Raw genomic sequence first — 14,566 nt, 5'->3', positions numbered from 1 at the left:
GTCATAGGGTTTCTCGCAAAATTTGACTTATCTGTTTAAATTGAAATTTATTACATAATATTAAAAGTTGACTGATAAATTCTGGTGTCGCAGAGTTATCTGTTTGGAGTTTTTTTAATTTACTTAACAGAGCTTTGTAATAGCCCATTTCACTAAGTGCCAATAGCTCATTTATTATATTTTCGGATAGCACTGGTATTTGCTGTTGAGGTTTATTCTTTTCATCAAATTGTTCTAGTGTTTCACTGGTTTTGTAGTTCCATTGTAAGTTTAAATGTTCCCCTATTTTTTCAATTAGAGTATCTAATTGGACTGGTTTTACGACATAATCATTATGAGCATGTTGAGTTGTATCTTGTAATTGATTTTCTCTGGCATCAGCTGAAACCATTATAATTGGGGTAAATAGTGATTTTTCTCGTAATAGACGAGTCAATTCAAAACCTGTCATGCCTGGCATAGATACGTCTAATAGAAATAGATCAGGTTGGCAGCCTTCTAATAAATTTAAGCATTCAAAACCATCAGCCGCTTCAACAATTGAAAATCCAAGTGTCGATAAAGTTTCTTTTATTAATCCTCGATGAGTTGGATCATCATCAACTAACATAATTAATTTATTATCTCCTGTGATACTGGTGATAACCTGATTAATACGGCTGGTTGAAATATAATTTTTACTTATACCACTTAGCATTAAAGAAACAGTAAATTGGCTGCCTTTGTCTTTTTTACTGTTGAGGGATATATGGCCGCCCATAATTTCGGTTAAAAGGTTCGTAATTGTTAATCCTAACCCCGTACCAGAAACATAAGGCTCTCCCGGTTTTCTAATTCGTTCAAAAGGTTTAAAAATTTTACTGTGTTCAGATTCATCTATGCCTACCCCAGTATCAGTAATAATAAATTTAGCTATTTCGTTTTTATAGATTACTTCAAATTTAACTTGCCCTTTATGGGTAAACTTAATCGCGTTAGATAACAAGTTGATTAATATTTGACGTAGACGTTTTTCATCTGTTCTGACAAATTCAGGTAAGTGTCCTTTAACTAAGTATATAAATTCAATAGACTTATTTTCTGCCTGTAGTTTAAACATACTGACAATTTGATTAAGTAAGGATGGTAAATGTACTTCATTTTTAATTAAATCTAATTTACCAGCCTCAATTTTTGAAATATCTAATAAACCTTCTATTAAGTCTGCAAGGTATTCACTACTTCGGCGTATCACACTTACCGCTTGCTCTGTTCGCTCCGGTGCTATTTTATTTTTTTCGAGTAGTTGGGCATAGCCTGATATTGCATTTAGCGGAGATCTAAGCTCATGGCTAATACCTGCTAAATATCGGCTTTTAGCTTGGTTTGCTGACTCTGCAATTTCTTTAGCTTGCTGCAACTCTTGATCTGTCTTCTTATGGGCTGATATTTCTTGTTTTAATAAACGGGTTTGCTGACGGGTTTCATTCATTGAAATACGTCGGCTTTCACTCATTAAAACAAATACCCAACAAATTACAGCGGCAATAATTATTAAAATAAATGATGACTTAACTAAAGCGCTAGTTAATAGCTCTTGATCTATCTGGGTTTCAATAACTATTTGAAAATAAATAAAAATTAATAATCCATAAATTAGAAAGCAGGCTAAAGTAATTAAGCCAATAAAACTGCAAATTCGGGTATTAATTCTATTTGCCCAGTTACGGGGTAATAATAATTTTATTAAATTTAAAAATTGGTCATAAAACCTTGAGTTAGATTTGCATTGATCATGACATCTTGTATCTAGCGCACAGCATAAAGAGCAAATAGAACCTGCATAAGCAGGACAAAATGACATATCTTCACGTTCGAAAGAATGTTCACAAATACAACATTTTAAAATAGCTGGTGCGGTTGAAGAAATAAGATTTGGTCTTGCAATATAAAACTTACCTTTACTGAGCCAAGCGATTAAAGGGGCTAAAACTAAAGTGGCTGCCAGCGTAACAAAAGAGGCTAATGCAGCCCATACCGGCCCATAAAAACCTAAATGTAGGTAAATGCCTAAAGCAGAAGCCAAAATCATCGAGCCAAAACCTACCGGATTAATGTCGTATAAGTGAGCTCGTTTAAATTCAATTTCTTGTGGGCGTAATTTTAGTGGTTTATTAATTGTTAAATCTGCAACCAAAGAGCCGACCCAAGCGACAGCGATTAAGCCATAAATTGACAGCGTTTTTTCCATAATTGCAAAAATTTCTAGCTCCATTAATAACAATGCAATAGCGACATTAAAGACTAGCCAGACAACCCGTCCTGGATGATTCTGAGTGACTCGTGAAAAAAAGTTAGACCAAGCAATTGAGCCAGCATAAGCATTAGTGACATTAATTTTGAGCTGAGATATCACCACAAATAGGCCAACCAAGCATAAAACTAAATTTGGATTATTACTTATATAGCTAAAAGCAACTAAATACATGTGATTGGGATCAACTGACTGTTGAACATTTAACCCATGCGACAATGCTAAATAGGCTAAAAACGAGCCAATTAAAATTTTTATAGCGCCAACCAAGATCCAACCAGGACCTGCAAAAATGAGCGCACAGAACCATTGTTTTTTCTGGTTTTCAGCCTGAGGTAAAAAACGCAAAAAATCGACTTGTTCCCCAACTTGGGCAATGAGGGAAAACATTATAGACGCGGCCGCACCAAAAAGTAGCAAGTGAAAATAGCCTGTTTGGCTATCTGCAACTGGGATTAATTCAAAGTGAGTCCAGTTTTCAAATGCTTGCCATTCATGAATGGCAATAAAAATCAGAGGTAAAATTTGTAAAACCAGCCAGACAGGCTGAGTTATACGCTGAAACCGACTAATTTGAGTTATTCCGTGGGTTACCAAAGGGATGACAATAACCGCGCAGACAAAATACCCTATGTATAAAGGTATATTTAATGTGAGTTGTAATGCCATTGCCATTATGGCTGCTTCTATGGCAAAAAATATAAAAGTAAAGCTGGCATATATAAGGGAGGTAATTGTTGAGCCTATATAACCAAAACCCGCGCCTCGAGTTAATAAATCTATATCAATGCCGTGTTTAGCTGCGTGATAACAAATGGGCAGTGCCGTTAAAAATATAATTAATGAGACAGTTAAAATAGCTAAAAAAGAATTAGTAAAACCATAAGATAGAGTCATAACACCACCAATGGCTTCCAACGCTAAAAATGAAATGGCACCAATTGCCGTAATCGCGATTTGTCCAGTTGACCAATTCCGTGCAGATTTTGCAGTAAATCGGAGCGAATAATCCTCCAACGTATGGTCAGCGACCCATTTGTTGTAATTTCGTCTAACTCGAAAAATATCTTGTTCTGCAGACATCTTATTACCTGATGATTCAATGTAAGGCGGTAGCTGAAGCAATGTATAAGCCAAATATTCATTTTAATTCTTATGGCTTTTGTAGAGCATTCATATACGTCAATTAACTTATAGCTATAAGTTGAATGTGCCAGGGCCAAATAACGCAGTTAACTGGGGTATTGAGCTAATTGTTGGAATATCACGAAAGTTTAGACTGATTTACAAGCGTAAGAACTCACTTCAAACGGTTTCTTATGACTTGAGGATAACTAAATAAGGTGGCGATATGAAAACTAAACAAGGCTTAAAAACCAAAGTAACCAGCCTGCTGAAAAAGCTGGCTTTACCGCTTGCTATCTCTTTAGCAGCGAATCCATTAGCACACGCTGAGGTTAATTCTACTGGTCTGGCTGTAACTGATGATACAGTTAAGGTTGGTATTTTACACTCAGTAACCGGCACTATGGCGATTAGTGAAACCGGCTCGGTGCAAGCAGAAAAACTTGCGATTGAGCAAATTAATGCGATGGGCGGTGTATTGGGTCGTAAGATTGAATATATTCAAGAAGATGGTGCGAGCGACTGGCCAACATTTGCTGAAAAATCGAAAAAGCTATTAGTAAACGACAAGGTTGCAGCTGTATTTGGTTGCTGGACTTCAGCCTCACGTAAAGCGGTTTTACCTGTATTTGAGCAATACAATGGTATGTTGTACTACCCAACTTTCTATGAAGGATTAGAACAGTCTCCAAACGTTATTTACACAGGTCAGGAAGCAACTCAGCAAATTTTAGCGGGTATTGACTGGGTTGTGAAAAACAAAGACGCTAAAAAATTCTTCTTATTAGGTTCTGACTATATCTGGCCAAGAACATCTAACAAAATTGCACGCAAACATATTGAAAAATTGGGATTAAATGTGGTTGGTGAAGAATATTATCCACTCGGTCACACTCAATTTAACTCGGTTATCAACAAGATTAAGCTGAAAAAACCAGACGTGATTTATGCAATTGTAGTAGGCGGTTCAAACGTTGCTTTCTACAAACAGCTTAAAGCAGCAGGTATTGATATGACCAAAGAAAAACCATTAGTGCTGACTATATCTGTAACTGAAGATGAGATTTTAGGTATCGGTGGTGAAAATATCCAAGGCGCTTATGCTGCGATGAAATATTTCCAGAGTATCGAAAATCAGAACAACGAATCTTTTGTTTCGGCATTTAAAAAGCGTTGGGGTGATGACATTGTAATTGGCGACGTCACTCAAGCTGCTTATTTAGGTCCTTGGTTATGGAAAGCTGCGGTAGAAAAAGCGGGTTCATTTGATATCGACAAAGTACGCGCCGCCTCTCCGGGTATTGAGTTAACTACTGCACCCGAAGGTTATGTCCGTATCCATGAAAATCACCACCTTTGGTCTAAAACTCGAATTGGCCACGCAAAAGCGAATGGTCAGTACGATATTGTTTATGAAACCAAAGAACTAATGGAACCTAATCCATTCCCAGAAGGTTATCAATAAAACCTGATTTAAGCGTGGATTCCTCGAATCCACGCCATTTCAAAGCAGTTTTATTATCTATTATTTTAACCGGAGGATGGAGATATGTTTGCCGATTACAGCGCATCCGAGTTAACCGCAATTTTTGCAATGCAAGGGTTTGCAGGTTTAATACTCTTTTCTGTGCTCGTATTAATGGCGCTAGGTTTGGCGATTATTTTTGGCCAAATGGGTGTTATCAATATGGCGCATGGCGAATTCATGATACTGGGGGCCTATATCACCTATCTGACCTCCAATATATTTGCCGAATACATGCCCAGTTTATTTGTCGGGTATTTCTTTGTTGCCATGATACTGGCGTTTGGGGTGACCTTTTTGCTCGGAATGGCGGTGGAATGGGGATTGATACGATTTTTATATAAACGCCCTTTAGATACATTGTTAGCAACTTGGGGTTTAAGTTTAATCTTACAGCAGCTTTACCGCACAATTTTTGGTGCACGCGAAGTTGGGGTTTCGTTACCGGACTGGATGATGGGCTCTTACGCTCTAACCGACATAATTGAAGTGCCAATTAACGGCATTTTTGTCATGGTATTAACTCTGGTTATTGCGCTTTCAGTTTATTGGTTAATGTATAAATCTGGCTGGGGTCGTCAGGTTCGCGCAGTTGTGCAAAACCGACCTATGGCAAGTGCAGTAGGTATTAATACCGAAAAAGTCGACCGTATTACCTTTGGTTTAGGCTGTGGTATCGCCGGCATCGCGGGCAGCGCATTTACCATGATAGGTTCAACCGGACCAACTTCAGGTCAGCTTTATATTGTTGATACTTTCCTTGTGGTGGTATTTGGTGGGGCACAGAGCTTATTGGGTACAATCGCATCCGCTTTCAGTATTTCACAAGCGCAATCAACAATGGAATTTTTCTTAAGTGGCTCTATGGCCAAGGTGCTTACCTTATTGTTTGTCGTCGGCATTTTAATGCTTAGACCACAAGGCCTGTTTGCAATGAAAATTCGTCACTAAGGATATAAATTATGATGCATTCACTAAAACAGATTTTTCCACGAAATGATGTTATCGCCTTTGCTATTTTAGCTGTGATTTTGGCGGTGGTCTTTCCGCTAACCATGGATATTTTCCGACTCAATTTAGTCGGTAAATATCTGACCTACGCGTTTGTCGCACTGGGTCTGGTTTTGTGTTGGGGTTATGGCGGTATTTTAAGTTTGGGCCAAGGCATCTTTTTTGGCTTAGGCGGTTATTGTATGGCGATGTTTTTAAAGCTGGAAGCGTCCAGCCCTGAAAATACCGCGATTCAATCTACGCCTGGTATTCCTGACTTTATGGACTGGAACCAGCTAACTGAATTACCTTGGTTTTGGGAACCCTTCCATAGTTTACCTTTTACCTTATTTGCGGTGATTGCTGTACCTACTGTGTTTGCATTTTTTATTGGCGTAGCCATGTTTAAACGCCGCGTGGGTGGAGTGTATTTTGCGATTATCACACAAGCGATTGCTGCGATATTAACGATATTAATTATCGGTCAGCAGGGTTATACCGGTGGCGTTAATGGGATTACCGATTTACGTACCTTTTTAGGCTGGGATATTCGAACCGACAGCGCTAAATATCTGCTTTATTTTGTTAATTTGGTTTTGTTATTTGTCTGCTTAGCGATTGCTCAGTTTGTTCGAAAAAACAAATTAGGTCGTATTTTGGTTGCGATGCGAGTACGTGAAGAACGTGTGCGTTTCTCTGGTTACGACGTTTCAAACTTTAAGATTTTTGTTTTCTGCATAGGTGCAATGTTCTCTGCAATTGGTGGCGCTATGTTCACTTTGCAGGTGGGATTTATGTCACCTACTTTTGTCGGCATAGTGCCTTCAATTGAAATGGTTATCTTGTGTGCTGTTGGTGGCCGTTTATCTATCTTTGGTGCAATTTATGGGGCGCTACTGGTTAATTTTGCCAAAACCAGTTTCTCTGAAACTTTCCCTGAGCTTTGGTTATTTGCAATGGGTGCGCTGTTTATCAGTGTGGTGTTGTTCTTCCCGAATGGTTTAGCCAGCTTGTATCAGCAATACGTATTGCCTTGGGTGCAAGCTAAATTCAAGCGTCAGCCAAAAGCAATTGCCACTGAACAAAAGGCAAAAACCGAGGTTAAAAGCGCATCACAAAAAACGGATGACGATGATGATTCAGCGAGCTTAATTGCAGGAGCGCGTTATGAAAACTAATGATTTTGTTTTAGCGGTTGAGGGATTAACCGTTTCTTTTGACGGATTTAAAGCGGTTAACGATTTATCTCTTTATGTCGATGAAGGCGAGATTCGGGTCATTATTGGCCCGAATGGAGCCGGCAAAACCACAGTCTTGGATTTAATTTGTGGGCGGACAAAATCAACTGAAGGTTCAATTAAGTTCAGAGATAAAGAGCTCACCAAAATGAGTGAACACGAAATTGTGCACGCGGGTGTTGGCCGAAAATTCCAGAATCCATCGATTTATGAAGATTTAACCGTGTTTGAAAACTTGGAGTTGTCGTATCCGAAAGGACGCAGCGTATTTGGCGCGCTGTTTTTTAAACGTGACCAGCAAGTTATTGATCAAGTTAATGAAATTGCTGAATCCATCTTTTTAAAGGATTTACTCGAACAACCCGCCGGACTGCTCAGCCATGGTCAAAAACAATGGTTGGAAATTGGCATGTTGCTGATTCAAAAACCGGATTTGTTGATGCTGGATGAACCGGTTGCCGGTATGTCGGTTGCGGAAAGACGCAAAACAGCAGAATTACTCAAGCGTATTACCAAAGGTCGCTCTGTGATTGTAATCGAACACGATATGCAATTTGCCGAAGAAATTGCTGACAGAGTCACAGTGCTGCATCAGGGCAAAGTATTGTCTGAAGGCAGCATGGAGCGGGTACAGAAAGATCCTAAAGTAGTTGAAGTTTATCTGGGTCACTAACAAGGGCTTTAAGGCGGAGAACATTATGCTGCAAGTTAAAGATTATCGGGTGTCATACGGCCAAAGTGAAGTTGTACATGGCGTTAACTTTGAAGTTAAAGAAAACGAAATTGTCGCCATTATGGGACGTAATGGTATGGGCAAAACATCCTTGATGAAGTCGCTAATTGGCATGGTGCCTGAAAGCGGCGGCACGGTAACCGTTGGTGATACCGAGTTAACCGGAATGAAAAGTTTTGAACGGGTTTCGAACGGGTTAGGTTTTGTTCCGCAAGGACGCATGATTTTTTCAACCATGACAGTGCTTGAAAATATTGAAACCGGACTGACCTCAACCGGCCAATCAAAATTGCCCGACGACAGTGATTTATACGAACTTTTCCCTGTTTTAAAAGAAATGAAAACCCGTCGCGGTGGCAATTTATCGGGTGGTCAGCAACAACAGCTTGCGATTGCCCGCGCATTGGCAAGCAACCCAAAAGTTTTGATTTTAGATGAGCCAACCGAGGGCATTCAGCCATCCATTATTAAAGAAATGGCGCGCACGCTTAAACGTATTCGGGATGAGAGAGGCTTGTCGATTTTGGTTTCTGAGCAGGTATTAAGTTTTGCTTTAGAAATTGCTGACAGGGTCTTGGTGATAGAAGGCGGCAATATTGTGCATGAAGACGATATCGCCAACATAGACGAAGACAAAGTCGCCAGTTATTTATCTGTTTAATTAACCATTTATTTAGTGGGTTGGTTGAACTTACCCACATCTGAATTTTTTACCGCAACCCAAAAACTGCGGCTGGTCCGCAAGGAGAAAATAAAATGACTAAAACCATTATCAAAGTTGATTTAAAACAATCTGCCTATGAAAACGAAAAGCTTCACAACCGCTGGCATCCAGATATTCCAATGGCGGAAATGGTTAAGCCAGGTGATGATTTTATAATTGAGTGTATTGATTGGACAGGCGGCCAAATTAAAAATAACGACGATGCGAGTGACGTGCGTGACGTTGATTTAACCCAGGTTCACTTTTTATCAGGCCCTGTTGGGGTCGAAGGTGCAGAGCCGGGAGATTTACTAGAAGTTGATATCTTAGATATTGGCACATTCGACGATAGCCAATGGGGTTTTAACGGTTTCTTTTCTAAGAAAAATGGTGGTGGTTTCTTAACTGAACATTTCCCTGAAGCGCAAAAATCAATTTGGGACTTTAAAGGCATGTTCACCTCATCACGCCATATTCCGGGCGTTGAATTTGCTGGTTTAATTCATCCGGGTTTAATTGGCTGTTTGCCGTCAAAAGAAATGTTAACCGAGTGGAATACCCGCGAAAAAGAATTATACGACACAGAACCTGACAGAGTGCCGGGCTTAGCTAACCTGCCGTATGCTGAAACTGCCCACATGGGTAAAATGACGGGTGATGCGAAAAAAGCAGCTGCCGCTGAAGGTGCGCGAACAGTGCCACCACGCGAACACGGTGGTAACTGTGATATTAAAGACTTGTCGCGTGGTTCAAAAGTGTATTTTCCGGTTTATGTAAAAGATGCGGGTTTAAGCGTAGGTGATTTGCACTTTAGTCAGGGCGACGGTGAAATTACTTTCTGTGGCGCAATTGAAATGGCGGGTTGGATCCATTTACGGGTTAAATTGGTTAAAGACGGTATGCGTAAATATGGTGTGAAAAACCCAATATTTAAGCCAAGCCCGATTACGCCTAAATACGATGATTATTTAATCTTTGAAGGTATCTCAGTAGATGAGCAAGGCAAACAGCATTATTTAGATGTGAATGTGGCTTATCGTCAAGCCTGTTTAAATGCGATTAACTACTTAGAAAAATTTGGTTATACCCGAGCGCAGGCGTATGCCATTTTAGGTACAGCGCCAGTGCAGGGCCACATTAGTGGTGTGGTAGATGTGCCTAACTCATGTGCCACTTTATGGTTGCCGACAGATATCTTCAAAGAAGATATTAAGATTAATGCTGATGGCCCAACCAAATATTATGACGGCTCAATTGATGTGCCAAAAGCGCCTGATTTAGATTAACGCTAATTGATTCGTTAAATCCTAAATCAGAATCAACGGGTTTCAACTAAAAATTGAGATCCGTTGATTTCAAATTTAATTTTATATTTTCAGCTCAACTAGGAGTTTTATTATGCCGTTATACGATTATAAATGTGCTAAGCATGGTGTTTTTCAAGAAATGGTGCCGGTGGCTCAGGGCAATGAACCTTGTGCTTGTCCACAATGCGGAGAAGCAAGTAACAAGGTTATTTTAATTGCGCCGCATATTTTGGATATGGCGCCAGAAAAACGAAAAGCGCATGAAACCAATGAAAGGGCGAGTCATCAGCCCGTTTTCTCAACAGTCGAAAGTCGCGATAAAAAGCATGGTCGCAATTGCGGATGTGAACACAAAGCGGCGAAAAGTTCACGCGCAGTATTTTTGCCTGACGGCAGTAAAATATTCCCGTCAGCAAGACCTTGGATGATAAGTCATTAAACTTGTCGGCTCTTAAAATTAGAAATGGTACTAAGATGAAGTCGGGTATTCAAAAACTGTAATAGGTCTTTGTTCCCGATTCCGATAATTTTTAAACTCTTCACTTCACACTTTCTCCCTGCTTAGGTATGCTTTGTCGCAATTTATTATTCTTCAAAACAATACAGGGAAGAGCTTATGTCTCAGCCATTAACAACAGTTATTCTAGCGGCCGGAAAAGGCACCCGAATGAAATCTTCTTTACCTAAGGTTTTACACAAAATAGGTGCTAAATCTATGGTTAAGCATGTTATTGATGCCTCTCATAATTTAGATGCTCAAAAACTGATTCTGATTTATGGTCACGGTGGTGAGCAGTTGCAAGCGTCACTGGCCGATGAGTCACTTATTTGGGTTGAACAAAAAGAGCAATTAGGCACAGGCCATGCGGTTCAGCAAATTATTCCTGAAATATCAGATGATGAACAAGTATTAATTTTATACGGCGATGTCCCCTTAATTAGCCCTGAAACGTTACAAAAACTATTATTAGCAGCGCCAGATAAAGGTATAGGTTTATTAACGGTAAAATTAGCTAACCCGACAGGCTATGGTCGTATTATTCGTGATACGGACGGTAATGTCGTTGCAATTGTTGAAGAAAAAGATGCCGATGATAGCCAAAAACAGGTGAATGAAGTTAACACTGGAATTTTAACTGCACCAGCTAATTTATTAAAAAGTTGGTTAGCTGATTTATCTAACGATAACGCCCAACAAGAATATTATTTAACCGATATTATTGCGATGTGCGCAGAGCAAGGTTACCCGATAGAAACCGCTAACCCGGCAGAAACGTGTGAAGTTGAAGGGGTTAATAACCGTTTGCAACAAGCGACGTTAGAGCGTATTTACCAACAAAAACAAGTTGAAGCGTTAATGGTTGAAGGGGTTACTTTTAGAGATCCGGCACGGGTTGATGTGCGTGGAAGCGTAAAAGTAGGTCAGGACGTTGCAGTTGATATTAATGTGGTGTTTGAAGGCAACATCGAGCTTGGTAATAATGTCAGTATTGAACCAAATTGTATTTTACGTAACTGTAAAATTGCCGATGGCACATTAATTAAAGCCAATACCATTATTGAAGATGCGGTAATTGGCGAAGCTTGTTTTGTTGGGCCATTTGCCCGAATTCGTCCGGGGTCAGAATTTGCCGAAGGTGTGCATATTGGTAATTTTGTGGAAACTAAAAATACTAAAATTGCCAAAGGCTCTAAAGCGAATCATTTAGCTTATTTAGGCGATAGTGATGTAGGTGCTGGGGTTAATGTTGGCGCAGGCACAATTACCTGTAACTACGACGGTGCCAATAAATTTAGAACCACAATAGAAGATAATGTATTTGTTGGTTCAAATTCATCCATTGTTGCGCCTGTAACATTGGCTAAAGGCACAACGGTTGGCGCAGGCTCAACGATTGTTAAAAGCTCAACAGAAAATGAGTTGGTTATCGCCAGAGCAAAACAGCGCCATATTGCTGGCTGGCAGCGTCCGGTTAAGAAGAAATAAATATCAGTTGGTAAGCATAAACAAGAGTATCTTGTTTATGCTTAAAGTTTGGTGGGGATATATTTATGTAGCCCCTTTTTTCTGGATAGATGCAAATATTGCGAGTAATTCAGGAAAATGAGAGCTAAGCTGTTAACTCTTTATTTTTGCTATAAATGTAATTTAAATTTCTGCCATCTTGCTTAGCTTTATACAAAGCTTGATCTGCACAGCGGATCATTTCATCTATATCTAATTGTATTTTGGAAGATAAGACTTCAGCTACTCCACAACATAAGGTGTGGTGAATTTTACGTTTTTTATAAATGGTCGGCGTTTCTGAAAACTGTTTTCTAATACGTTCTGCTATTTGCCAAGCTTCGTCAATATTATTAAGCGGTAACAAGATAGCAAACTCTTCGCCGCCAAAACGAATTGCTACATCTTGCTTTCGGCAATTATTTTTAATTTGCTGGCTTAGAGCCTTTAATACCATATCACCAGCTTGATGGCCGTAAGTGTCATTTATTTTTTTAAAATAATCTAAATCAAGCATGATCATAAATAGAGAAAACTTATTTGGATGTTCTATAAATTGAGTTTGGTATTCTGTGTAAGCGGCCTCAAGCATTCGTCTGTTACCTAAACCGGTCAGTGGATCTTGATTAGCAAGATCTAGTGCATGTTTTCTATCGCTTTCAAGTGTTACTACCCATTTAGTCATAGCGCCCATTAAAAAAAACACTTCCAGGATACTGGCAAGCTGCAGCCATAGTAAGGGAAACATGCCCCAGCTAAATTGACTACTGACAGCGCTAACCAAGCTAAAAATTAATCCTGCCGAATAAAATACCCAGGCAATAAAACACCAAGAGGCATAGCTAAACCCTTTTCTCCATGTGATCAAGCTCGCTAGCGGCATTACAATTGCTAAAGTTAATAAACAAATAAAAGAAATATATAAAATTTCAATATATAAACCTGCTAAACGCAGTAATACCCCTACTACAGCAATAAGCTGAATGGCATTAAAAATATAAAAGAATATTGGTGAGTTAAGTTTAAGTTTTAAGAAGTGTTTTCCAAACTCTAAAGCTGAAATGGTAAAACCTAAATATACAAGGTGAAAGCCTTCGTTATGGAAATAAATATTATTTGGCCAAATATATTGGAAACCTAATCCATTAAGGCATAACCAAAATAAGCAGTTAAATATTAAAAATAAAGCGTAATATACAGCATTAGCCTGTTTCAAAAGCATAGCCGCGAATAGACTAATTAAAATAACAAAGCCAATTGCACCGTAAAATAAACCAAATAATAAATTTTCTTTGGCGAGGTAAGCCTGAAATTTATCTTTATTCATTATTCGGAAATTTAAGCTTATTGAATCAGGTTTAGTATGAAACGCTTTAATTAATATAGTTTGAGTCTGCTGACTGTCTGTTACTATTGGGGCTGCTAATGTTCTATGGTTTATGGGTCTAGAACTGAAAGGCTGGCGGTCAGACAAAAGCAACTGTTGATATTGGTTATTAATATCTTGGTAATATACATACATGTTATCAAGATAAGATGTTTCTCCTACAATTAACCATTCAAATGGTTCACTTGAAGGATTGGTGACCGTGAATTTTAACCAAAATGCGGAATTAGAAATACCTTGATTTATATCTTCGGCTGAAAAATTTTGCCAGTCAGTTAAAGGAAGTTGGGATAGCTGAGTATTTTTATTTGTAATTAATAGCTGGGCTGGATAAATGGGTTGAGATGTTAATTGGGTTAGATCAATCGAATTAGCAGGAGTGGCTAAAGCTGAGCTGGCAACCAGATAAATTAAAACCCAAATGAGCTGTTTTAAATAACCCAACTCTGTATAAAGAAAACCAGAAATGTTCAATTTTTATCATGCCCAAAATTTGTTTATTACATATCGGCAATTAACACAGAATAGTTAATACTAGGTATATACTTATTAAAGTGTCAAGTTAAGGAGACCAATGGTCAGTTTTGTTTTTCATTTAAATGTCAAAAATCAATGGAGCAAAAAATGATGAATATATTTCACAAAATGAATTTGAAATCTTTATTGTATTTGAGTTGTTTATTGCTAACGGTTAAAAGTAATGCAGCTGAAATGGATAGTGATTATTTAACGGAAAGCTTTTCGGATATAGAAAGCTTTGCTTTAAGTGAACAAGATACTTTTCCGTCGGTTGCCTTAACCAATAGTCAAGGAGAAAAGCGCAATATTCGTTTGTTAGCCAATAAACAAAATATTTTGCTGGTGGTATATCGGGGTGAAGTTTTTCCGTTTTGTATTGCTCAGCTTAAAGCGTATAAAGCAATATTCCCAGAGCTAAAAGACTATAACATTAAGCTGGTTGCAATTAGTCCGGATGATCAAGCTAGCATTAAAAATTTACAGCATGAATTTGGTGACGAATATGTATTTTTAAGTGATTCAGAACAAACGTTAGTTGATATGCTTGGGCTTAAAAAAGAAGATAATCAAACGCATCCGGCTACCATTTTATTAGGTAAAGGTGGAGAAGTGCTTTGGTATTATGCCGATCCGGATTTTAAAACCAGACCATCTGCTGAGCAGATAAAACAAATTCTAAATACCTACCTAAAACAAGCAGGTTAAATGGCTTTATACCTCTGTGGATAAAGCTGTTTAAAA

At 38.6% G+C, this 14,566-nt stretch carries 11 protein-coding genes; 9 read left to right on the top strand and 2 right to left on the bottom strand.

What is annotated here, in order from left to right; translation table 11 throughout:
* Position 1: 1 nt before the first annotated feature.
* On the bottom strand, positions 2 to 3,376 hold the full coding sequence (locus N7931_RS11325) for a response regulator (protein WP_262794148.1): 3,375 nt from the start codon (positions 3,374 to 3,376) through the stop codon (positions 2 to 4).
* A gap of 268 nt (positions 3,377 to 3,644) precedes the next feature.
* Between N7931_RS11325 and urtA the strand changes: the two genes are divergently transcribed.
* From urtA to glmU, 8 genes are all read left to right on the top strand, one after another.
* Complete coding sequence (urtA, locus tag N7931_RS11320) at positions 3,645 to 4,883, top strand: urea ABC transporter substrate-binding protein (protein ID WP_262794146.1); 1,239 nt, start codon at positions 3,645 to 3,647, stop codon at positions 4,881 to 4,883.
* An 84-nt stretch (positions 4,884 to 4,967) separates the two neighbouring features.
* A complete protein-coding gene (gene urtB, locus N7931_RS11315) occupies positions 4,968 to 5,894 on the top strand; it encodes an urea ABC transporter permease subunit UrtB (protein WP_262794145.1) in 927 nt (308 codons plus the stop codon).
* 11 nt (positions 5,895 to 5,905) lie between these two features.
* Complete coding sequence (gene urtC, locus N7931_RS11310) at positions 5,906 to 7,111, top strand: urea ABC transporter permease subunit UrtC (protein WP_262794142.1); 1,206 nt, start codon at positions 5,906 to 5,908, stop codon at positions 7,109 to 7,111.
* A complete protein-coding gene (gene urtD / locus N7931_RS11305) occupies positions 7,101 to 7,844 on the top strand; it encodes an urea ABC transporter ATP-binding protein UrtD (RefSeq protein WP_262794141.1) in 744 nt (247 codons plus the stop codon). Before urtC ends, urtD begins: the two co-directional genes overlap by 11 nt.
* A 25-nt stretch (positions 7,845 to 7,869) precedes the next feature.
* Complete coding sequence (urtE, locus tag N7931_RS11300) at positions 7,870 to 8,565, top strand: urea ABC transporter ATP-binding subunit UrtE (protein ID WP_262794140.1); 696 nt, start codon at positions 7,870 to 7,872, stop codon at positions 8,563 to 8,565.
* 95 nt (positions 8,566 to 8,660) lie between these two features.
* Entirely contained in the window at positions 8,661 to 9,893 is a 1,233-nt protein-coding gene (gene fmdA / locus N7931_RS11295) for a formamidase (protein WP_262794139.1), read from the top strand.
* 112 nt (positions 9,894 to 10,005) lie between these two features.
* Positions 10,006 to 10,353, top strand: a complete 348-nt coding sequence (locus N7931_RS11290) for a zinc ribbon domain-containing protein (RefSeq protein WP_262794138.1) — start codon at positions 10,006 to 10,008, stop codon at positions 10,351 to 10,353.
* 177 nt (positions 10,354 to 10,530) lie between these two features.
* Positions 10,531 to 11,901: a bifunctional UDP-N-acetylglucosamine diphosphorylase/glucosamine-1-phosphate N-acetyltransferase GlmU gene (gene glmU / locus N7931_RS11285; RefSeq protein WP_262794137.1), complete on the top strand. Its 1,371-nt coding sequence runs from the start codon at positions 10,531 to 10,533 to the stop codon at positions 11,899 to 11,901.
* 124 nt (positions 11,902 to 12,025) lie between these two features.
* Here glmU and N7931_RS11280 read toward each other — a convergent pair whose 3' ends face one another.
* A complete protein-coding gene (locus N7931_RS11280; RefSeq protein ID WP_262794136.1) occupies positions 12,026 to 13,780 on the bottom strand; it encodes a diguanylate cyclase in 1,755 nt (584 codons plus the stop codon).
* A gap of 150 nt (positions 13,781 to 13,930) precedes the next feature.
* Between N7931_RS11280 and N7931_RS11275 the strand changes: the two genes are divergently transcribed.
* The gene (locus tag N7931_RS11275) at positions 13,931 to 14,530 is read left to right on the top strand and encodes a redoxin domain-containing protein (RefSeq protein ID WP_262794135.1); all 600 of its coding nucleotides are present in this window, start codon (positions 13,931 to 13,933) and stop codon (positions 14,528 to 14,530) included.
* Positions 14,531 to 14,566: the final 36 nt, after the last annotated feature.

The organism is Catenovulum sp. 2E275 (genome assembly GCF_025515275.1).
In the GTDB taxonomy this organism is placed as follows: domain Bacteria; phylum Pseudomonadota; class Gammaproteobacteria; order Enterobacterales; family Alteromonadaceae; genus Catenovulum.
The sequence above is the reverse complement of the archived record's forward strand: the minus strand, read 5'-3'. Positions and strand labels throughout refer to the sequence as shown.